Genomic DNA, 21,116 nt, shown 5'->3' on the forward strand with positions numbered 1-21,116 from the left:
GGGAGCCTTTGCATGACCAAGCACCAACAACAGCCTGCTTCCTTCCTTGAACGGCTGATTTTCAACAATCGCCCGGCGGTGATCCTGATCTGCCTGCTGATCAGCATCTTCCTGTTCTATCAGGCTGCCCAGGTACGCCCGCAGACCAGTTTCGAGAAGATGATTCCGCTGGGGCACCCCTATATTCAGAAGATGCTCGAACACCGTAATGACCTGGCCAACCTGGGTAACACGGTGCGCATCTCGGTGGAAGCCACCGATGGTGACATCTTCAGCAAGGAATACATGGAAACGCTGCGGCAGATCAATGACGAGGCGTTCTACATTCCTGGCGTCGACCGCTCCGGTCTGAAGTCGCTGTGGAGTCCGAGCGTGCGCTGGACCGAAGTGACCGAAGAGGGCTTCGCCGGCGGCGAAGTGATCCCGCAGACCTACGACGGTTCTGCAGACAGCCTTGAGGATCTGCGTAGCAACATCCTCAAGTCCGGTCAGATCGGTCGCCTGGTGGCGAACAACTTCAAGTCCAGCATCGTCGATATTCCGCTGCTCGAGTCCTACCCGGACCCGAATGATCAGAGCAAGCTGATCAAGCTGGACTACCAGAAGTTCTCTCACGAGCTTGAAGACAAGATTCGCCAGAAGTACGAGGCGCAGAATCCCAACGTCAAGGTGCATATCATCGGCTTCGCCAAGAAGGTCGGTGATCTCATCGATGGCCTGATCGGTGTGGCGCTGTTCTTTGCCGTGGCCATTGGCATCACCTTCGTGCTGCTGCTGTGGTTCACCCACTGCGTCAAGAGCACCTTGGCGGTGCTGGTCACCACGCTGGTCGCGGTGATCTGGCAGCTGGGCTTGCTGCACACCCTGGGCTTCGGTCTCGATCCCTATTCGATGCTGGTGCCATTCCTGGTATTTGCCATCGGCATCTCCCATGGCGTGCAGAAGATCAACGGCATCGCCATGGCATCGGGTGAGGCGACCGATGCACTCTCCGCCGCGCGCATGGCGTTCCGCCAACTGTTCATCCCGGGGCTGGTGGCGCTGCTGTCCGACGCAGTTGGCTTCGTTACCCTGCTGCTGATCGATATCGGCGTGATCCGCGAACTGGCCATCGGCGCATCGATGGGTGTGGCGGTGATCATCCTCACCAACCTGATCCTGCTGCCGGTCGTGATTTCCTATATCGGTATCGGCAACCGTGCGGTGAAGAAGAGCCGCGAGGAGGCTGCCAAGGATCATCCGGTCTGGCGCGCCATTTCCAACTTCGCCCATCCGATGGTGGCACCGATCTCCGTTGTCGTTGCCGTGGTGGCGCTGGCTGGTGGTGTCTGGTACGGGCAGAACCTGAAGATCGGCGACCTCGATCAGGGCGCGCCGGAACTGCATCCGGACTCGCGCTACAACCTGGACAATGACTTCGTCATCCGCAACTACTCGACCAGTTCCGACGTGCTGGTAGTCATGATCAAGACCGGCCCCGAAGGCTGCTCTACCTATGACAGCCTGGCCGCCATGGACGAGCTGATGTGGAAGATGGAGAACACCGAGGGCGTGCAGTCGGCCATCTCCATGGTCACCGTGTCCAAGCAGGTGATCAAGGGCATGAACGAGGGCAACCTGAAATGGGAAACCCTGTCGCGTAACCAGGACGTACTGAACAACTCCATTGCCCGTGCCGAAGGCCTGTACAACGCCGACTGCTCGGTGGCGCCGGTGCTGGTGTTCCTCGAAGACCACAAGGCCGAGACCCTGTCGCGCGCCGTGGCTGCGGCTGAAGAGTTCTCTGCGCAGCACACCACTGACGACCTTCAGGTGGTACTGGCTGCCGGTAACGCCGGTATCGAAGCCGCGACCAACGAGGTAATCGCCGAGTCCGAGACCACCATGCTGATCGCCGTCTACGCGGCGGTGAGCATCATGTGTCTGCTGACCTTCCGCTCGCTGGCTGCGACCCTCTGCGTGATCCTGCCACTGGTGTTGACCTCGGTGCTGGGTAACGCGCTGATGGCTTTCATGGGTATCGGTGTGAAGGTCGCCACGCTGCCGGTGATCGCATTGGGTGTGGGTATCGGTGTCGACTATGGCATCTACATCTACAGCCGTCTGGAGACTTACCTGCGCCAGGGTATGCCGCTGCAGGAAGCCTACTACGAGACGCTGAAGTCTACCGGTAAGGCGGTACTGTTCACCGGCGTTTGCCTGGCCATCGGTGTGGCGACCTGGATCTTCTCGGCGATCAAGTTCCAGGCCGACATGGGCTTGATGCTGACCTTCATGTTCCTGTGGAACATGATCGGTGCGATCTGGCTGCTGCCGGCCCTGGCTCGTTTCCTGATCAACACCGAGAAAATGCGCGCCAAGGCTTGATGCCTATCGCGTAGAACGAAAACCGCGGTCCTTGGGTCGCGGTTTTTTTATGGGCTATCGGTATGTTTCCGCTGTGCGCTTTGTAGGAGCCAGTTTGCTGGCGATCATTGCAGCCATAGGGTGTATCGCCGGCAAGCTACAGTTCTGTGGGGCCACTGCAATCCGTAGGCGCTTGCCACGTTGGCGTTGTCGCCGTGATCCGAACGCGCAGCGTGGGGTTCGCTTCGATGCCCGCGAGAGCAGCGCTAGCGTGGATACAGCGGCGGCAGCGCGCTGCTTTCCTGCGGCGCAGTGCTTGGTTCCTGTGTGGCGGGCAGGTTGCGAATCGCCTTCCACAGCTCCTCGCCTTGCCACTGTTGGCCAACTTCGCTGTACAGCGCGCCATTAAGACCGTCCAGGGCGTCAGACAGCGGCACGTAGCGTGCGGCCATATCGGCGAGGGTTTCCGGTTGCTGACGGGCCCAGGCGTCGAGTGCATGGCGCGTGGCCTGGGCATCGCCGGCCTGGCAGGCCCGCTTGATGTCGTCGAGCAGCGTGCGCGGGCTGGGGCCGCTCTGTGCCGCGCGCTGGATCGCCGGTTGCCGGCGGGCATGCCACCACAAGCCGAAGCCGAGCAGCGTGGTTACGCTCAAGAGCGCGCAGGCCAACTGCCAGGGCCACAGGTTCGGCCCCTCGATCACCTGGGTCGTCACCATCGGTGTATTGGGTTGTTCATCGTTCTGCAGTTGCGGGTTTGCCGCGACCTTCAACGTGCGGGCGGAGAGGGTGGTGCGCTCCAGTGTGTCGGTCTGGGTGTTCCACCACAGCACTTCCAGAGGCGGCAGGTCGAAACTGCCGCTGCGATTGGGCACCAGCGCCTCGCGTTCCTCGCGGGTGCCGATGATGCCCGTTTCGCTCTTCTGGTCGCTCATCTGCGGCTGATCCGGGTAGCGGCGCAGGCCATCGACCTGGGTCGCCGGCAATGGCGGCAGCTGGGCACTGGAAAGTCCGTCGACCTTGAGAATCAGGCGGCGGGTCAGTGAGTCGCCGACCTGGCTCTGCTCCGGTTGCGGGTTCCAGGTTTCCGCCAGGCCCAGTGCACGTGCAGGCAGCCAGGGCGCGTCAGGCGGGTAGTCAGCCGGCTTGGGTTTGACCAGCAGCGGAATGTCGGGGGACTTGACCCGTGAGACCTTGCCGGTGCGCGGCCCGAATGGCAGGAAGTCGGTACTGCGCGAGCGGTCGACCAGGGTGGCGCTGAAGGTCTGTCCGGGAATCACCAGCTCGCCGCTGCGTTGCGGGTAGATGGCGTACTGCAGTTCGATCACGCCGTGCAGCACGCCGCCGATGCTCTTTTCGTAAGTGCGCGGTTCGCCCAGTTGTTCGACGCGGGCATCGGGCAACCGCAGCGGCGTCAGGCTGCTGTCGTCGTACATAGACACCGAGTGGTAGATGCGCAGGGTCAGCACCGACTGAGCCTGGACGTAGACGTTGTCCTGATCGAGGCTGGCATCGATGAATACCGGTGCCAGTTGTTCGCCATCGCCTGCGCTGACGGCTGCCTCGACATTCAGCGTGATTGGCAGGGTTTCGGCGTCTTCAAGGCGGATTGCCGGGATTGTCACCTCGCCGTTGCGGCGCGGCTGCAGGGTGAGGATCCAGCGAGTGCTGGCGCGCGGTGCATCGCCGATGCTGCTCAGACGGTTGACCTGGCGACTGCCAAGTACCTCGAAGTCTTTCTCCAGCGGGCTCAGGTCGGGTCGACCGAAGCGGGTCGGGTCAGTCGACTCCAGCGTCAGTACCACGGTTTCGCCTTCGCTCAGGCGAGTGCGGTCGACGCTGGCGAAAAAGGCTTCGGCATGGGCCTGCCCCGCGAGCACTAGAAGAAGCAGGAAGACCAGACGCTTCATCGGTTCGAGTCCTGACGCTGTTGCTGTTCATACCAGAATTTGCGCCGCAGCAGCTCCGCCGGGTCGTCCGGGATCTGCCGCAGCCATTGTTCCAGCGCTTGCCGACGTTCTGCCGCGGTGCCCAGGTCGGCTTCCGTGCGGGGTTGCTCAACGGGCTCTGCATCGTCCGGGGAGGCACTGTCGGTGTGGCTGTCGGGTTGGCTGTCTTCCCCGGCGCCATTCGCGCTGCCCTGTACTGCGCTGCTCTCGCTGTTTTCACCGCTACTGCTCGGCTGGGTAGGCTGTGCAGCGGTGCTGTCGGCGGGCTGGCCGGCCGTGGATTCCTTCGGCTCGGCCTGATCGTCGTCGGGTGCTTGCTGCTCGGCCGAGTCACCCTCGCCGGATTGCTGCTGATTCTCGCGTTGGCGCAGCGCTTCTTCCACCAGGGCCTTGTTGTGCTGCGCGGCAGCCAGCTCCGGTTGGCGTTCCAGGGCCTGCTCATAGGCATCCAGCGCCGCTTCCAGTTCACCGGCCTTGGCCAGGGCGTTACCGCGATTGTAGTGATCGATGGCGCTGTCGCCCTTGGCGAAACGCTCTGCGGCGGCAGAGTAATCCTCGGCTTCATAGAGAGCCTTGCCTTGCCACTGCGGATCGACGAAGCGTTGGGCGGCTTCGTCAGGGCGTTGTGCTTCCAGCAGGCGCTGGCCCTGCTGATCGCGGCGCAGCCAGAGGTCGTCGAATTCGAAGGCCTGGCTGTTTTGTGGCGGCAGCATCAGCAGCAGTGGCAGGCAGAACAGCCAGCCGCGGCGCCCGGCGCAGGCGGCCAGCAATAGCAGTGGCAGCAGCAGCCAGTAGCCCTGGTCGATATGGCTGTCGAGCAAGGTCGGCTCACCTGCCGCGCGCATTGCCTGTGGGCCATCGAGCAGGCTCAGGCGGCGCAGGTCGTCGTCGTCCAGGCGGATCGTCGCATAGCGACCGCCATGGGCCTCGGCGGTTTCCCGCAGGCCGCGTGCATCCAGGCGCGGAATGAGGATGGCGCCGCGCGAGTCCTTGAGGAAGCTACCGTCCTCTTGCACCACTGGTGCGCCTTCGCGACTGCCCACGCCGAGCACCAGCAGCGGTACCGAGCGTTTCTCCAATGCCTGCTGGATACCGCTGCGTTCCTCGTCATCGAGGGCGCTGGTGATCAGTAGCAGGCGGCCCTGGCCCAGCTGTGCCTGGTCGAGCAGTTGCAGCGCGCGCGCGACGGCCAGATCGGCGCGTCGGCCCGGCTCCGGCATCAGCGACGGTTTCAGCGCTTCAAGCAGGTTGCGGCTGGTGGCCAGGTCATCGGACAGCGGCACCAGGCTGTGGGCGCTGCCGGCGTAAACGATGATTGCCGTCTGCGCGTCGCGACGGGCTTCGAGCAGGTCGAGCAGCTTGCGCCGAGCCTGCTCCAGGCGATTGGGCCGGCCGTCGGTTGCGAGCATCTGCGGCGTCAGTTCGAGCAGGATCAATAGTGGGTCGGCAGGCTTCTGGTTGCTCTGCTCGACGCGCTGCCAACTGGGGCCGAGTAGCGCCAGTACGGCGAGCAGCCAGGCCAGGCCGAGTGCCAGCCAGGGCAGCTTGCTGGAGCGGCCGCTGCCGCCCTTGAGCAGCGCCTGATGGAATACAGGGGGCAGCAACAGTTGCCAGCGCCCGCTCTGGCGCTCGCGATGCCATAGGCGCCAGAGCAGCCAGGCCAGCAAGGGCGCGGCCAGCAGCCACAATGGGCGCAGCCATTCCGGCCAGAGCAGGCTCATGCGCGCCTCCTGAGCCGCTGTAGCAGGTCAGGCCAGAGCACCTGGCTGACCAGCAGCAGCGAGCCCAGCAGCGCCAGCGCCAGTGGCCAGGCATAGAGGGCCTGGGCCGGGCGGGCGAGGGTGGGTTGCTGGGCGACGGGCTCGAGGCGGTCGAGGGTCTGTTCGATCTGGGTCAGCTCGGCCTGATTGCGTGCGCGGAAATACTCACCGCCCGTGACGTCCGTGATCGCGCGCAGGCTGGTTTCGTCCAGATCCAACGCGCTGAAGCCGAAGCTGCCGAATGCACCGCTTTGCTGTGGGTCTGCGCCGATGCCGATGGCATAGATACGCACACCTTCATCGGCGGCCAGTTGTGCAGCCACCATCGGATCGATTTCGCCGCCGTTGTTGGCGCCGTCGGTGATCAGCACCAGCACGCGACTTTGCGCCGGACGTTGGCGCAGGCGCTTGACTGCCAGGCCGATGGCGTCGCCGATGGCAGTGTTCTTGCCAGCGATGCCGATCAGCGCCTCGTCCAGCCAGGTGCGTACGGTGTGGCGGTCGAAGGTCAACGGCGCCTGCAGATAGGCCTGGCTGCCGAACAGGATCAGGCCAACGCGATCGCCACGGCGACCTTCGATGAAATCGCCGAGCAGGCGTTTGACCAGCTCCAGGCGGCTGATTGGCTCGTCATCCCACTGCATGTCGGCGTAATCCATGGAACCGGAGACATCCACGGCGAGCAGCAAATCGCGGCCGCTGGCCGGCAGCGGTAGCGGTTCGCCGACCCACTGTGGCCGGGCGGCAGCGCACAATAACAGGCACCAGAGCAGCACCAGCGGCGCTTGCTGGCGCCAGCTGGGCAGGGCAGCACGGGCGCGACGCCCGCTCAGGGCCTGCAACTCGTCGAGAAAGCCGACGCTCAGCGCCGCATCACCGCTGTCGGCCGGCGGCAGCAGCAGACGCAGCAGCCAGGGCAGCGGCGCGAGCAGAAAGACCCAGGGCCAGGCGAACTCAAACATGCTTGCGAATCCAGGTGGCGATGGCCTGATCGAGCTCCACTATGGCCTTGTCGCTCAACGTGCACTGCGGTCTGTAGCTACCGTCGACGAGTATCATCCAGCGGGTCAGACCCGCCGCCGGACAGCGGTTATCGAGAAACGCCAGCCAGGCGCGGCTGCTCAGGGTGTGGCTGGCACTCTCGGGATAGCGTTCGCGGCACAGGCGCTTGAGCAGGGCGTTGAGCTGCTGCAGCCAGGGGCCGGCCGGGGCGCCGTCGAAGGGCTTGCTCAGACGCGCCAGTTCGTCGAGCGCAGCCTGGCGCAGTGGGTCGAGTGTTTGCTGTGTGGCCACCTTTGGCGGACGGCGTCGCCAATTGCGCAGCAAGCGCCACAGTCCCCAACCCAGCAGTGGCAAGAGCACGGCGAGCAACCACCAGCCGGGGGCCGGCGGCCACAAGGGCACGGGCGCTGGATCGATCAGCGGCTGCAACTGGTCGATGGGATTCATAGGGATTTTCTCGCGTGCAGGCTGCTGAGCTGCTCCTGCAATTGCTCGACCAGTTCGAACTGCGTGCTCAGCGGCAGCAGCGGCACGCCCAGCTTCTGTGCCAGGCGTTGCCAGCGCGCCTCGCGGGCCTGGGCCTGGGTGCGATAAGCCTGGCGCAGGTCGCCATTGTGGCTGTCGAGCTCCAACTGCGCACCGTTCTGGGTGAAGCGCAGCAGGCCGGCGGCCGGCAAGGCGTGGTCGAGCGGATCGGACAGTGGCAGCAGCAACAGGTCCGTGTGGCGTGCGAGCAAGGTGAGTTGCTGTTCGGCGTTGTCGCTGAGGGCACGTTCGTCGCAGAGCACGATTACCAGGCTGCCGGGGCGCAGCACCTCGCGGGCGCGACGCAGGGCCAGGCCAAAATTGTCGCGGTTCGTGTTGGCCTGGCTTTCCGGACCGAGCGCCTGGTTGGCGCGGGCCATCAGGTTGAGCAGTTGCAGCAGGCTCTGCTTGCTGCGCCGTGGCTTGACCTCGTGATGCTCGTTGTCGGCGAACACCAGGCCGCCGATGCGATCGTTGTGACCCAGCGCGGCCCAGCCGATCAGCGCAGCGGCGCGAGCGGCCAGCACCGACTTGAAGCATTGGCCGGAGCCGAAGAACAGGCGCTGGCTCTGCTCGCTGATGATGAAGATGGGACGCTCGCGCTCTTCGTGGAACAGCTTGGTGTGCGGCTCCTGGGTACGTGCGGTGACGCGCCAGTCGATGGTGCGCACATCGTCGCCCGGCTGGTAGACGCGCACTTGGTCGAAGTCCACGCCGCGGCCGCGCAGCTTGGAGTGATGCAGGCCGATCAGCGGGCTACGGCGGGCCGGGGTGGAGAACAGGGGCACCTCATGCACCTTGTGGCGCATGTCGATCAGCTCGCCGAGGGCGATATGGATGTCGGGTATCGGGGTTGGGCTGGACATATCGGTCTCACGCCATCTTGCCGTGCTCCCTCGCCCATTCATGGGAGAGGGCTGGGGAGAGGGTGGAGCGTTTCGCTGCCCTCTCCCCCGACCCCTCTCCCGCAAGCGGGAGAGGGGAGACAAGCGCGCAATATGGCATTTAGGCCACCGCCACCACGTCGAGGATGCGCTGGATCACGCGATCCTGATCGACCCCCGAGGCTTCCGCCTCGAAAGACAGGATGATGCGGTGGCGCAGCACGTCGAACAGCACCGCCTGGATATCTTCCGGGCTGACGAAGTCGCGCCCGGCCAACCAGGCATGAGCGCGTGCACAACGGTCGAGGGCGATGGAGCCGCGCGGGCTGGCGCCGTAAGCGATCCAGTCGGCCAGCTCGGCGTCGAACTTGGCCGGGGTGCGGCTGGCCATGACCAGTTGCACCAGGTATTCCTCCACGGCATCGGCCATGTACAGGCCGAGGATTTCCTTGCGTGCGGCGAACACCGCCTGCTGGCTGACCCGGTGCTCGGGCTTGGCCTCACCATTGAGCGCATCGCCGCGGGCCTGGGCGAGAATCTTGCGCTCCACGGCCGCGTCGGGAAAACCGATCTTCACATGCATCAGGAAGCGGTCGAGTTGCGCTTCCGGCAACGGGTAGGTGCCTTCCTGCTCGATGGGGTTCTGCGTGGCCATGACCAGAAACAGTGGCGACAGATCGTAGGTCGAGCGTCCGACCGAGACCTGGCGCTCGGCCATGGCTTCGAGCAGCGCCGACTGCACCTTGGCCGGGGCGCGGTTGATCTCGTCGGCCAGCACCAGGTTGTGGAAGATCGGCCCCTGCTGGAACACGAAGCTGCCAGTTTCCGGGCGGTAGATCTCGGTGCCGGTGATGTCTGCTGGCAGCAGGTCCGGGGTGAACTGGATGCGATGGAACTCGCCCTCGATACCTTCGGCCAGCTCCTTGATCGCCTTGGTCTTGGCCAGACCAGGGGCACCTTCGACCAACAGGTGGCCATCGGCGAGCAGCGCGATCAGCAAACGCTCGATGAGCTTTTCCTGGCCGAGGATCTGAGTGGAGAGAAATTGGCGTAACGCGACCAGCGCTTCACGGTGTTCCATCGTAGGGCTCTTCTGGCGGATGGGCGGGGCTTTGATTGCCGCGCGTGCAGACCGCCGACTTTAATGCATTTGCGGCTTCAGCCGCTATCTGCGGCGCTGTTCATGAACAGTCTGGCAACAGAAATGAGAGGCTGATCGCCAGCGCCGCAATGACCCGCCATTGCCGCAGGTGGGCCATTGCGACTCGGCGCTATTACCACTGCGCGAGGAGTTGACGCTGGGTTAGCAGGGCGCTGTCCTGCGTGGTGGGGACAAGGTGTACGGTTTGCCCTGGCAGGCATTGCGCCAGCCGAGCCACGGCCTGTGGCGTCAGCGCACCCAGGCGCGGGTAGCCACCGATGGTCTGGCGGTCGTTAAGCAAAATGATCGGCTGGCCGTCCGGTGGCACCTGTACGGCGCCCAAGGGGATGCCTTCGGAGATCATCGAGCCCCGCTGGCATTGCAGTTGCGGACCGTTCAGGCGAATGCCCATGCGGTCGGCGCGTTGGTCGATCAGCCATTCACTGTTGAAGGCGTCGAACAGGCTCTGCCCGCGAAAGTCGCCAATTTGCGCGCCCAGTACCAGATGCAGGCGAGGCGCAGCCTGATACTCGGGAATGAATTCGGCGGGCATCTGCCGCGTTGCGCCAGCGGCAGCGGTCCAGCCCAGCGAGTCGCCGACAGCAATGGCACGGCCATCGCCCAGCAGGCCGCCAAGCCCTTCGCGCAGCATGCTGGCGCAGCTGCCGAGCACCAAGGGTGCCTGGAATCCACCCGGTGCTGCCAGGTAGGCACGCGCGCCTTGGCGCGGCTGGGCGAAGCTCAGGCGCTGGCCTTTGCGCACTGCGAAGTTGCGCCACGGTGTTAGCGGCTGGTCGTCCAGCCGTGCACCGAGGTCGGCACCGGTTAGCGCCAGGGTGGCGTCGCGGCTGCATTCGAACTCGACATTACCCAGAGTGATCTCCACCACGGCGGCAGTCAGCGGATTGCCCAGTAACCAGTTGGCCCAGCGATGGGCGATCCAGTCCAGGGCCCCGCACTGGGTCACACCAAGGTGACGTACGCCGAAACGTCCCCCATCTTGCAACTGAACGAAAGGGCTGCTGCGCAATGCACGCAAGCCGCCATCAAGGGCGCTCATTGGCTGGCCTCCAGCGGACTGTCGTCGCCGCCCAGACGGATGAACTCGGCGCGGTCGATGGCTACGAATCGCACCCGGTCACCGGGTTGCAGCAGGCTGTAGCCTTCGATATCGCTGCCGAACAGACGACTGGGCGTGCGTCCGATCAGGTTCCAGCCTCCGGGCGAAACCACCGGGTAGGCGGCTGTCTGCCGCTCGGCGATACCGACGCTACCGGCGGCGATGCGCTTGCGCGGTGTGCTCAGGCGTGGCGCAGCGAGGATTTCCTCGACCAGGCCCATGAAGGCGAAACCGGGGGCGAAACCCAGGGCGAACACCTGGTAGGCATGGCCGCTATGACTGGTGATCACTTCGGCTTCGCTGAGCCCGCTACGGCGTGCCAGCAGTTGCAGCTCCGGGCCGACGCTGCGGTCGTACCAGGTAGGCAACTGGTGTTCGCGGCCGCCTTGCAGGTCGGCAGGCTGCAAACCGTCGAATGCTTCGGCGACCTTTGCCCGCGCCTGCTTGCTGTCGAGCTGGCACAGGTCGTAGTGCAACAGCAGGGTGGTGTAGGAGGGCACCAGGTCGATCAGTGCGCTGCCGAAAACCTCCTGCAGGCGCGTGCGCGCTGCCAGCATCCACGGCATGTTGGCTTCATCGATAAAGTCGAACAGGCGCAGGATCAGGCTGTCGATGCCGGCGACTTCCAGCCGGACGTTGGGCGCCTTCATGCCTGTGTCAGGCCGTCGAAGGCCTGCCGGATACGCTGTACGGCAGCCACCGAGCTGGCGTTGTCGCCATGCACGCACAGGGTCTGCGCGTTCAGTTGCAGCGCGCTGCCGTCGCTGGCCTGCAGTGCCTCGCCACGCGCCAGGGTGATCGCCTGGCTGACGATCACTTCGCTGTCGTGATGCACAGCGCCCGGCAGGCTGCGGCTGACCAGGAAACCGGCGGAATCGTAGGCGCGGTCGGCGAAGGCCTCGAACCACAGGGTAAGGCCGAATTCGTCACCGAGGGCCTGCGCCGCGCTGTTGTCGCGGGTGCACATCAGCATCAGCGGCAGGTGGCGGTTGTACTTGGCCACGGCACTCATCACTGCACGCAGGGTGGCGGGCTTGCGCATCATGTCCTGGTACAGCGCGCCGTGCGGTTTGACGTAGCTGACGTGGGTACCCTGGCTGCGGCAGATGCCTTCCAGTGCACCGATCTGATAGAGCATCAGGTCTTCGACTTCCTGCGGCGTGCAGTCCATCGAGCGACGGCCGAAACCGACCAGATCCTGATAGGCGGTGTGCGCCCCGATGCGTACGTCGTGAGCCACGGCCAGGGCCACGGTCTTGCGCATCACACTGGGGTCGGAAGCGTGGAAGCCGCAGGCGATGTTGGCGCAGTCGATGTAGGGCATGACCTCGGCGTCCAGGCCCATGGTCCAGGCGCCGAAGCTTTCGCCGATGTCACAGTTCAGAAGCAGATCGTTCACGCGGGAGCTCCTCAGGCAGGCAGCGATAGGCCGGTGCTGGCACGGCTTGCGACGGCCGTAGCCGTCATCCATGGCGGTCATTTTTCAACGACCTGCCTGAGGCGTCCAACTAATTAGAACGTGCACCCTATATAGGAAAAGTCGATGGGGCTCAGGCCAGTCGGAACTGACTGGCGCTGCGTCCCAATGCATCGACCTGGGACGACAGCCCCTCGGTATGGCCGCCCAGGGTATGGCGCAGGTCCTTGCTTTGCCCGGTATGCACGTTGATGGTTTCCATCTTGTCGGCGATGTCTTCGGTGGTGGTGGACACTTCCTCGATGGCCACCACGACCTGGTTCATCTCGCCGGTCAGGCGCTCCATCGCCGAGGTGATGGAGCTGATGGCGTCGGCTACCTGAGCAGCATGTCGCTCGCTGTCGGCGGCCAGGTTCAGGCCATTGCTCATCAACTGGTGCATGTGACGGGTCTGCTGCTGGAACTCGCCGACGATGGCGCTGATGTCGGTGGTTGCCGAGACCGTCTTCTGCGCCAGTGAGCGCACCTCATCGGCCACCACCGAGAAGCCGCGGCCGGCGTCACCCGCTCTTGCCGCCTCGATGGCCGCGTTGAGAGCGAGCAGGTTGGTCTGGTCGGCGAGGCTGTTGATCACATCGACGATGCCGTTGACCCTTGCGCTGCTTTGGCCGAGAGCATCGACCTGGCTGTGGGTGTCCTGAATCAGCTGCGCCAGGCGACTCATGCTGTCGACGCTGGCAGCGATTACCTTGCCGCCATCGCGCGCGGCATCGTAAGCGCTGGTGGTGGCGGTGCCGACTTCGGCGGTGCGTTGCGCCATGTCGTTGAGGGTGGCGCTGATCTGATGCGAGGCCGAGGCAGCCTGCTCGGTCTGTATCTCCACCTGGGTGCTGTTGTCACCCAATTGGCGCATGGCATCGCCCAGGTGATGGTGCAGGCGGCTCAGCTCGCCGTTGGCGCGCACCACTTCGGCAACGATGCCGCCGATGCCCTGGATCATGCGGTTGGCGGATTCGGCCAACTGGTTGAATTCGTCACGCGGGTTGCTGCCTACCGGCAGCTTGCCGGTGAGATCGCCGGAAGCGACCTGAGTGAGCAACTGGGTGGCATTGCGCAGGCGGGTGACCAGCGTGCGCGACGCCTGCAGCAGGGTGAAGCAGAGCAGGGCAGCAACGGCAAGGAAGCTCAGCCCCATCATCCACAGTGCCGACAGGCGCGCCTGTTCGGCTTCCTGCGTGCGGCGCAATAACAGGCCGCTCTGCAGTGCTTGCGCTTGCTCGTCAATGCGCGTCTGCAATTGCTCGCCGAGTTGGCGCAGGCGCTGATTGGTCGCGTTGATGCGCTGGATGTTGCCGTGGATATCAGTGAACGCTTGGGCATAGCCCTGCACGTTCTTGCCGATCGGCGTGTCTTGCCATTCGAGATCCGCGATTTGCTCCTGCAGTTTGCCGATGGCCGTCAGAGCAATCTGGGCGAACGCTGGATCGAATGTCGACAGATAATCACGCTGGCTGCTCAGGGCACTGGTAATGAAGGGTTTGATCAGGTCGAAACTGATCGCCTCCAACGCCTTGCCTTTTTCCGTCAGTGTTTTGCGTTGGCCCTCGAAAGGTGTCAGCCCCAGGGTCTGATTGAGGCTCAGCCACTGGCGCTGTTGTGCCAGTTCCTCAAGCAGCACGGCCTGGATCTGCTGGGCGTGTTGCAAGGTGGCGTCATCTTCTAGGGCCTGGGCTTGTGTTAACAGTTGTCCGACAAGATCTTGCAATTCACCAAGGCCGTCATTGAACGCTTGCTGCAGGTCGGGGGTGATCTGCTGGCGCAACGCGTTCTGTTGCCACCAGTGGTTCATCAACTGAGTGCTGGCGCTGACATAGGCGGCTGCCTGTTCCCTTGCCTGTAATGCACTGCTGACGCTATGGCTGGCCCACAGAGAAGCGGCCGCCATCAAGACCAGGCTGATCAGGGTGAGCGCGATAAGGGCTCGGAATTTTTGTTGCCAGGACAGTAAAAAGCTCACGATAACGCCTCGCCATCTTCTTCAGGATGATTCTCAGGAGTCGGCAAGTTGTCATACAACTTGAAGAAAAGTCTATGGCTAACGTGGCCTTTTACATTCGGCTCAAGTTTGAGTGCGCATTCGCCTCCCGTCGAAGGCCTGCTGAGGATGGGGGCCTTCAGCTTGCGCAGGGCTCCATCGGCAATGCACCGTGTCGATGCAGCCTTGAAAGAAAATGTCGCAGCGCCGCAAGCGGTTGCAGGCCATCCCTCGTTAAGCTCGCTGGTTATGTGTGACCCGTCGGTCGCGCTCTTCACGCCAGTCCGCATGCGACTCGCAAGTGTCATTGTCGCTTCATGGACTAACGTTGAACTAACACCTCACGGCAGCGATCCAGACCTCCTGTCGAGCCACTAGCCCAATGGAGCAAAACCATGGCGTTCTTTACGGCGGCCAGCAAAGCCGACTTCCAGCACCAACTGCAAGCGGCCCTGGCACAACACGTGAGTGAGCGGGCGCTGCCACAAGTAGCCCTTTTCGCCGAACAGTTCTTCGGCATCATCGCCCTTGAAGAGTTGACCCAGCGGCGCCTGTCTGACCTTGTCGGCTGCACCCTGTCGGCCTGGCGCATGCTCGAGCAGTTCGATCACGCCAAGCCGCAGGTACGCGCGTTCAACCCCGATTACGAGAAGCATGGCTGGCAGTCCACCCACACCGCGGTGGAAATCCTCCATGGTGACATCCCGTTCCTGGTCGACTCGGTGCGCATGGAACTGAACCGCCATGGCTACAGCATCCACACGCTGCAGAACAGCGTATTCAGCGTACGCCGTGACCAGAATGGCCAGTTGCTGGAGATCCTGCCGCGCGGCACCCAGGGCGAGGGCGTGCTGCAAGAAGCGCTAATGTTCCTGGAGATCGACCGCTGCTCCAGTGCTGCCGAGTTGAAAACCCTGGAGAAAGCCATCCACGAGGTATTTGGTGACGTGCGCATGAGCGTCGCCGACTTCCAGCCTATGAAGGCCAAGGCACGCGAGCTGCTGGCCTGGCTGGATCGCGCCAAGCTCAAGGTGGACAAGACCGAGCTGGACGAAATCAAGGTGTACCTGAACTGGTTGCTGGACAACCACTTCACTTTCCTCGGCTATGAAGAGTTCACCGTCGCGCCGACCGCCGACGGCGGCACCATGGTCTACGACGAGAAATCCCTGCTGGGTCTGTCCAAGCGCCTGCGCACCGGATTGTCCGCCGAGGAACTGCATATCGAGCCGGAGGCGGTGGCCTATCTGCGCGAACCGCAATTGCTGTCCTTCGCCAAGGCTGCAGTGCCGAGCCGGGTGCACCGCCCGGCCTACCCGGATTTCGTTTCCATCCGCGAACTCGACGCCAAGGGCAACGTGATCAAGGAATGCCGCTTCATGGGCCTGTACACCTCGGCGGTGTACGCGGAAAGCGTGTGGAACATCCCTTATATCCGCCGCAAGGTGGACGTGATCAAGCAGCGTTCCGGCTTCGACAGCAGCGCCCACCTGGGCAAGGAGCTGGCCCAGGTACTGGAGGTGTTACCGCGCGACGATCTGTTCCAGACGCCAGTGGACGACCTGTTCAATACCGCGCTTTCCATCGTGCAGATTCAGGAGCGCAACAAGATCCGTGTGTTCCTGCGTCGCGATCCCTACGGCCGCTTCTGCTACTGCCTGGCCTACGTGCCGCGTGACGTCTACTCCACCGAAACCCGGATGAAGATCCAGCAGGTGCTGATGGAGCGCCTGCAGGCCACCGACTGCGAGTTCTGGACCTTCTTCTCCGAGTCGGTGCTGGCACGTGTGCAGTTCATCCTGCGCGTCGATCCGAAGAACAAGACCCAGATCGACCCCGTGCGTCTGGAGAAGGAAGTCATCCAGGCCTGCCGTTCGTGGAAGGACGACTACGCCAGCCTGATGGTGGAAAGCCTCGGCGAAGCCCAGGGCACCAACGTGCTGGCCGAATTCCCCGGTGGCTTCCCGGCCGGTTACCGCGAGCGCTTCGCCCCGCACTCGGCGGTGGTGGACATGCAGCACCTGCTCAGCCTGAGCAACGACAAGCCGCTGGTGATGAGCTTCTATCAGCCACTGGCGCAGGGCGATCAGCAACTGCACTGCAAGCTGTATCACGCCGATACGCCGTTGCCGTTATCCGACGTGCTGCCGATTCTGGAGAACCTCGGCCTGCGTGTGCTCGGTGAGTTCCCCTACAAGCTGCGCCGTGCCGATGGCCGCGAGTTCTGGATTCACGACTTCGCCTTCACCTATGCCGAAGGTCTGGACGTCGACATCCAGCAGCTCAACGACACCCTGCAGGATGCCTTCATCCATATCGTCGGTGGCTCTGCTGAGAACGATGCCTTCAACCGCCTGGTACTGACCGCCGCCATGCCATGGCGCGACGTGGCGCTGCTGCGTGCCTATGCGCGTTACCTCAAGCAGATCCGCCTGGGTTTCTCGCTGAGCTACATCGCCGCCACCCTAGTCAACCACGCCGATATCGCCAAGGAACTGGTGCGCCTGTTCCGCACCCGGTTCTACCTGGCGCGCAAGCTCACTGCCGATGATCTGGAGGACAAGCAGCAGAAGCTCGAGCAGGCCATCCTGGCTGCGCTGGACAATGTCGCCGTGCTCAACGAAGACCGCATCCTGCGTCGCTACCTGGACCTGATCAAAGCCACTCTGCGCACCAACTTCTTCCAGGCCGATGCCAGCAGTGCGGCCAAGTCCTATTTCAGCTTCAAACTCAGCCCACGGCTGATTCCGGATATTCCGCGCCCGGTGCCGAAGTTCGAAATCTTCGTCTACAGCCCGCGCGTCGAGGGTGTGCACCTGCGCTTCGGCGACGTCGCCCGTGGCGGCCTGCGCTGGTCGGATCGCGAAGAGGATTTTCGTACCGAAGTGCTCGGCCTGGTCAAGGCGCAGCAGGTGAAGAACGCGGTGATCGTGCCGATGGGCGCCAAAGGCGGCTTCGTACCGCGCAAGATGCCGGTCGGCGGTTCGCGTGACGAGGTGATGGCCGAGGGTATCGCCTGCTACCGCATCTTCATCAGCGGCCTGCTCGACATTACCGACAACCTCAAGGAAGGCGAGGTAGTACCGCCGCAGAACGTCGTGCGCCACGACGCCGATGACCCCTATCTGGTGGTAGCGGCGGACAAGGGCACCGCGACCTTCTCCGACATCGCCAACGGCATCGCCGCCGAATATGACTTCTGGCTCGGTGACGCCTTCGCCTCTGGCGGTTCGGCCGGCTACGATCACAAGGGCATGGGCATCACCGCCAAGGGCGCCTGGGTTTCGGTGCAGCGTCACTTCCGTGAGCGCGGCATTGACGTGCAGAAGGACAACGTCACCGTGATCGGCATCGGCGACATGGCCGGCGACGTGTTCGGCAATGGCCTGCTGCTGTCGGAAAGCCTGCAACTGGTAGCGGCCTTCAACCACATGCATATCTTCATCGACCCGAACCCGGACGCCGCCAAGAGCTTCGTCGAGCGCAAGCGCCTGTTCGAGCTGCCGCGTTCGAGCTGGGCCGATTACGACGTCAAGCTGATTTCCGATGGCGGTGGCATCTTCCTGCGCAGCGCCAAGAGCATCGCCATCACCCCGCAGATGAAGGCGCGCTTCGACATCGCCGCCGACAAGCTGGCGCCCACCGAGCTGCTCAATGCGCTGCTCAAGGCACCGGTCGATCTGCTGTGGAACGGCGGCATCGGCACTTACGTGAAGTCCAGCAAGGAAAGCCACGGCGACGTCGGCGACAAGGCCAACGACGCCCTGCGCGTCGATGGTCGCGAACTGCGCGCCAAGGTGATGGGCGAGGGCGGTAACCTCGGCATGACCCAGCTCGGTCGGGTCGAGTTCGGCCTGCACGGCGGCGCCAGCAACACCGACTTCATTGACAATGCCGGCGGCGTGGACTGCTCCGACCATGAAGTGAACATCAAGATCCTGCTCGGCGAGATCGTCTCCGGTGGCGACATGACCGAGAAACAGCGCAACAAGCTGCTGGCCGAGATGACCGACGACGTGTCCGAGTTGGTCCTGGGCAACAACTACAAGCAGACCCAGGCTCTGTCGCTGGCCGAGCGTCGCGCCCGTGAGCGCGTCGGCGAGTACAAGCGACTGATGAATGCGCTGGAAAGCGCCGGCAAACTCGACCGCGCCCTGGAGTTCCTGCCATCGGACGAGGAACTGAACGAGCGCGCCACCAACGGCCAGGGCCTGACCCGACCAGAGCTGTCGGTGCTGATCTCCTACAGCAAGATCGACCTCAAGGAGTCGCTGCTCAAGTCCCTGGTGCCGGACGATGAGTATCTGGCGCGCGAGATGGAAACCGCCTTCCCGGCGATCCTCACCGAGAAGTTCGGCGACGCCATGCGCCGTCATCGCCTCAAGCGCGAAATCGTCAGCACGCAGATCGCCAACGACCTGGTCAACCACATGGGCATCACCTTCGTGCAGCGCTTGAAGGAGTCCACCGGCATGAGCGCGGCCAACGTCGCTGGCGCCTACGTCATCGTGCGTGATCTGTTCCGCCTGCCGCACTGGTGGGCGCAGATCGAGGCGCTGGACTACAAGGTGCCGGCCGAACTGCAACTGCAGTTGATGGACGAGCTGATGCGCCTGGGACGCCGTGCCACCCGCTGGTTCCTGCGCAGCCGCCGCAACGAGCTGGATGCCGCGCGCGACGTGGCGCATTTCGCACCGCGTATCGAAGCGCTGGTCGGCCGTCTGGACGAACTGCTCGAAGGCCCGGCCCGCGAACAGTGGCTGGCGCGTTACCAGAGCTTCGTCGAAGCCGGCACGCCGGAAGAGCTGGCGCGTGTGGTCGCCGGCACCAGCCACCTGTACACCCTGCTGCCGATCATCGAAGCGGCGGACGTCACCGGCAAGGACACCAGCGAAGTGGCGACGGCCTACTTCGCCGTCGGCGGTGCGCTGGAGCTGTCCTGGTACCTGCAGCAGATCACCAACCTGCCGGTGGAAACCAATTGGCAGGCGCTGGCCCGCGAAGCCTTCCGTGACGATCTGGACTGGCAGCAGCGTGCGATCACCGTGTCGGTGCTGCAGATGGCCGAGGGCCCGCAGGAGATCGAGGCGCGCGTGGCGCTGTGGCTCGACCAGCATCAACGCCTGGTCGACCGCTGGAAGGCAATGCTGGTCGAGCTGCGTTCGGCCACCGGCACCGACTACGCCATGTACGCGGTGGCCAACCGCGAGCTGATGGACCTGGCACAAAGCGCCTGAGCCGTCCGCTGAAATAAAAGAGCCCCGCCAAGTGCGGGGCTCTTTCTTTGTGTGGTGCTGTATTCACAAGCTTTCGCCGCCCGGATTGCATCCGGGCTACCTCGCCGATATTGGTGCGCGCAGCGCACCCTACGGTGCTGCCATGGGCGACGGGTAGGGTGCGCCTTGCGCACCACTATGCTCCGGATCAGCGCAGCATCTGCTCGACCAGGCGTTTTTCTTCGGAAAGCTCGCGTTGACGGGCATCGATGCGCGAAGCCAGCTGGAAGTTGTTGCTGGCGCGGCGCTTGGCGAAATCCAGCTGTTCGATAGCCTGGTTGTAATCGCCGACCAGGGCGAAGAACTCTGCGCGTGCCTGGTGCAGGCCGATGGTGTTACCGCTCAGGCCACGCACCTCGGCGACCTGGTACCAGACGTCCGGGTCCTTGGCGCGAGTCTTGAGCAGATTGTCCAGCGCACGCTCGGCATCGGGAATGCGCCGCTGCTTGAGAAGCAGGTCGACACGGGCCTGTTGCAACGGGTAATTGCTCGGGTAGAGGGCGAACATGCGCTCCTGACGACGCTCGGCAGCGTCCAGCCGGTTGGACGCCATATCCAGCTCGATCTGCGCCAGGTTGTAGGTGATGTCGTCCGGGCTTTTGCTGAGCAGCGGCGCCAGGGTTTCAACGGCTTCAGCGAGCTGACCGGTTTTCATCTGCGCCAGGACCAGGCCGTAGCGCGCGGCATCGATGCGCGGGTTCTCGTCGAGCATGGCGCGAAAGCGCTTGGCAGCAACGCCCGGCGTCTCTTCATAGGTCAGCTGTACGCGGGCGCGCATCAACTGGTAGCGCAGGCTGTCTTCGCGGCCCGTGGCGGGGTACTGCTCGGCGCGGTTGCGGGTATCGGCGATACGCGATTCCGACACCGGGTGAGTCAGCAGGAATTCCGGCGGCTTGGCGTCGTAACGGTACTGACGCATAAGCCGTTCGAACATCAGCGGCATGGCGCGTGGGTCGTAACCGGCCTTTTCCAGGTTGACCAGGCCGATGCGGTCGGCCTCCTGTTCGTTCTGCCGGGAGAAGCGCCGTTGTTCCTGAATGGCGGCGGCCTGGGTCGACATGATGGTGGCGATACCCGCATCACCGGCACCTGCCGCAGCGGCGACGATACCGGCAAGCATGGCGGCCATCAGTGGCAACTGCATGCGTTGCTGCGCTTCGACGCCACGAGCGAAGTGGCGCTGCGACAAGTGCGCCAATTCGTGGGCCATGACCGAGGCGTACTCTGCTTCGGTCTGGGCATAGAGGAACAGGCCACCGTTGACCCCGACGATCCCGCCGGGGGCGGCGAAGGCGTTGAGCTGCGGGCTGTTGAGCAATACGAACTCCAGGCGACGGTCCTGCAGCTGACTGGTTTCCGACAGGCGATAGACGCTGGACTCGACGAAATCCTTGAGTTGCGGGTCGTCCAGTTGCGAAACCTGACCACGCAGCAGGCCGAGCCAGGCACGGCCGAGCTGGTGTTCTTGCTGGGGCGAGACGATCGAGGAGCTGGCGTCGCCTAGCGACGGCAGATCACTGGCACCCGTATGGGCGGCGAACAGGCAGGCCAGCGTCAGCAGGGTGGGGCGCAGAAAAGTCATGCACTCAGGGCTCTCGGGAGGCAAAGGCGTTACTGTAGCCGGCCAGATACCGCGCTGGCCAGGGTTGCGGCGGCTTGGGTAT

13 protein-coding genes are annotated in these 21,116 nt (G+C 63.8%); 2 read left to right on the forward strand and 11 right to left on the reverse strand.

Features of this window, described 5'->3' with window-relative positions:
• Nucleotides 1–12: 12 nt before the first annotated feature.
• Nucleotides 13–2,367, forward strand: a complete 2,355-nt coding sequence (locus AAEQ75_RS16180; RefSeq protein ID WP_106735524.1) for an efflux RND transporter permease subunit — start codon at nucleotides 13–15, stop codon at nucleotides 2,365–2,367.
• Nucleotides 2,368–2,612: 245 nt separating this feature from the next.
• Here the strand turns inward: AAEQ75_RS16180 and AAEQ75_RS16185 are convergent, their stop codons facing one another.
• The 10 genes from AAEQ75_RS16185 to AAEQ75_RS16230 form a co-directional block, all read right to left on the reverse strand.
• Nucleotides 2,613–4,253 carry a BatD family protein gene (locus AAEQ75_RS16185; RefSeq protein WP_343349722.1) on the reverse strand — a complete coding sequence of 547 codons (1,641 nt, stop codon included), beginning with the start codon at nucleotides 4,251–4,253 and terminating at the stop codon, nucleotides 2,613–2,615.
• Entirely contained in the window at nucleotides 4,250–6,013 is a 1,764-nt protein-coding gene (locus AAEQ75_RS16190; RefSeq protein WP_343349723.1) for a VWA domain-containing protein, read from the reverse strand. Before AAEQ75_RS16190 ends, AAEQ75_RS16185 begins: the two co-directional genes overlap by 4 nt.
• Nucleotides 6,010–7,014: a vWA domain-containing protein gene (locus AAEQ75_RS16195; protein WP_343349724.1), complete on the reverse strand. Its 1,005-nt coding sequence runs from the start codon at nucleotides 7,012–7,014 to the stop codon at nucleotides 6,010–6,012. Before AAEQ75_RS16195 ends, AAEQ75_RS16190 begins: the two co-directional genes overlap by 4 nt.
• On the reverse strand, nucleotides 7,007–7,501 hold the full coding sequence (locus tag AAEQ75_RS16200; protein WP_143505380.1) for a DUF4381 domain-containing protein: 495 nt from the start codon (nucleotides 7,499–7,501) through the stop codon (nucleotides 7,007–7,009). Before AAEQ75_RS16200 ends, AAEQ75_RS16195 begins: the two co-directional genes overlap by 8 nt.
• A complete protein-coding gene (locus AAEQ75_RS16205) occupies nucleotides 7,498–8,445 on the reverse strand; it encodes a DUF58 domain-containing protein (RefSeq protein WP_343349725.1) in 948 nt (315 codons plus the stop codon). Before AAEQ75_RS16205 ends, AAEQ75_RS16200 begins: the two co-directional genes overlap by 4 nt.
• A 139-nt stretch (nucleotides 8,446–8,584) precedes the next feature.
• Nucleotides 8,585–9,544, reverse strand: a complete 960-nt coding sequence (locus AAEQ75_RS16210) for an AAA family ATPase (RefSeq protein ID WP_003460622.1) — start codon at nucleotides 9,542–9,544, stop codon at nucleotides 8,585–8,587.
• Nucleotides 9,545–9,737: 193 nt separating this feature from the next.
• A complete protein-coding gene (locus tag AAEQ75_RS16215; RefSeq protein WP_343349726.1) occupies nucleotides 9,738–10,664 on the reverse strand; it encodes a biotin-dependent carboxyltransferase family protein in 927 nt (308 codons plus the stop codon).
• Nucleotides 10,661–11,374: a 5-oxoprolinase subunit B family protein gene (locus AAEQ75_RS16220; RefSeq protein WP_343349727.1), complete on the reverse strand. Its 714-nt coding sequence runs from the start codon at nucleotides 11,372–11,374 to the stop codon at nucleotides 10,661–10,663. The genes AAEQ75_RS16215 and AAEQ75_RS16220 overlap by 4 nt, the downstream gene beginning before the upstream one ends.
• On the reverse strand, nucleotides 11,371–12,123 hold the full coding sequence (locus AAEQ75_RS16225) for a 5-oxoprolinase subunit PxpA (protein WP_343349728.1): 753 nt from the start codon (nucleotides 12,121–12,123) through the stop codon (nucleotides 11,371–11,373). The genes AAEQ75_RS16220 and AAEQ75_RS16225 overlap by 4 nt, the downstream gene beginning before the upstream one ends.
• A 151-nt stretch (nucleotides 12,124–12,274) precedes the next feature.
• The gene (locus AAEQ75_RS16230) at nucleotides 12,275–14,158 is read right to left on the reverse strand and encodes a methyl-accepting chemotaxis protein (RefSeq protein ID WP_343349729.1); all 1,884 of its coding nucleotides are present in this window, start codon (nucleotides 14,156–14,158) and stop codon (nucleotides 12,275–12,277) included.
• A 413-nt stretch (nucleotides 14,159–14,571) separates the two neighbouring features.
• Between AAEQ75_RS16230 and AAEQ75_RS16235 the strand changes: the two genes are divergently transcribed.
• Nucleotides 14,572–19,413: an NAD-glutamate dehydrogenase gene (locus tag AAEQ75_RS16235; protein WP_343349730.1), complete on the forward strand. Its 4,842-nt coding sequence runs from the start codon at nucleotides 14,572–14,574 to the stop codon at nucleotides 19,411–19,413.
• A 187-nt stretch (nucleotides 19,414–19,600) separates the two neighbouring features.
• Here the strand turns inward: AAEQ75_RS16235 and AAEQ75_RS16240 are convergent, their stop codons facing one another.
• Nucleotides 19,601–21,034 (reverse strand): M48 family metalloprotease, encoded by a 1,434-nt coding sequence (locus tag AAEQ75_RS16240; protein WP_343349731.1) that lies wholly within the window; start codon nucleotides 21,032–21,034, stop codon nucleotides 19,601–19,603.
• Nucleotides 21,035–21,116 lie beyond the last annotated feature (82 nt).

This window comes from Pseudomonas sediminis, assembly GCF_039555755.1.
Classification (GTDB): Bacteria; Pseudomonadota; Gammaproteobacteria; order Pseudomonadales; family Pseudomonadaceae; genus Aquipseudomonas; species Aquipseudomonas mendocina_D.

Excerpts from the sequence above, each read along its gene's own strand:
- AAEQ75_RS16180 (WP_106735524.1), top strand. The coding sequence starts at position 13 with ATGACCAAGCACCAACAACAGCCTGCTTCCTTCCTTGAACGGCTGATT.
- AAEQ75_RS16185 (WP_343349722.1), bottom strand. The coding sequence starts at position 4,253 with ATGAAGCGTCTGGTCTTCCTGCTTCTTCTAGTGCTCGCGGGGCAGGCC.
- AAEQ75_RS16190 (WP_343349723.1), bottom strand. The coding sequence starts at position 6,013 with ATGAGCCTGCTCTGGCCGGAATGGCTGCGCCCATTGTGGCTGCTGGCC.
- AAEQ75_RS16195 (WP_343349724.1), bottom strand. The coding sequence starts at position 7,014 with ATGTTTGAGTTCGCCTGGCCCTGGGTCTTTCTGCTCGCGCCGCTGCCC.
- AAEQ75_RS16200 (WP_143505380.1), bottom strand. The coding sequence starts at position 7,501 with ATGAATCCCATCGACCAGTTGCAGCCGCTGATCGATCCAGCGCCCGTG.
- AAEQ75_RS16205 (WP_343349725.1), bottom strand. The coding sequence starts at position 8,445 with ATGTCCAGCCCAACCCCGATACCCGACATCCATATCGCCCTCGGCGAG.
- AAEQ75_RS16210 (WP_003460622.1), bottom strand. The coding sequence starts at position 9,544 with ATGGAACACCGTGAAGCGCTGGTCGCGTTACGCCAATTTCTCTCCACT.
- AAEQ75_RS16215 (WP_343349726.1), bottom strand. The coding sequence starts at position 10,664 with ATGAGCGCCCTTGATGGCGGCTTGCGTGCATTGCGCAGCAGCCCTTTC.
- AAEQ75_RS16220 (WP_343349727.1), bottom strand. The coding sequence starts at position 11,374 with ATGAAGGCGCCCAACGTCCGGCTGGAAGTCGCCGGCATCGACAGCCTG.
- AAEQ75_RS16235 (WP_343349730.1), top strand. The coding sequence starts at position 14,572 with ATGGCGTTCTTTACGGCGGCCAGCAAAGCCGACTTCCAGCACCAACTG.
- AAEQ75_RS16240 (WP_343349731.1), bottom strand. The coding sequence starts at position 21,034 with ATGACTTTTCTGCGCCCCACCCTGCTGACGCTGGCCTGCCTGTTCGCC.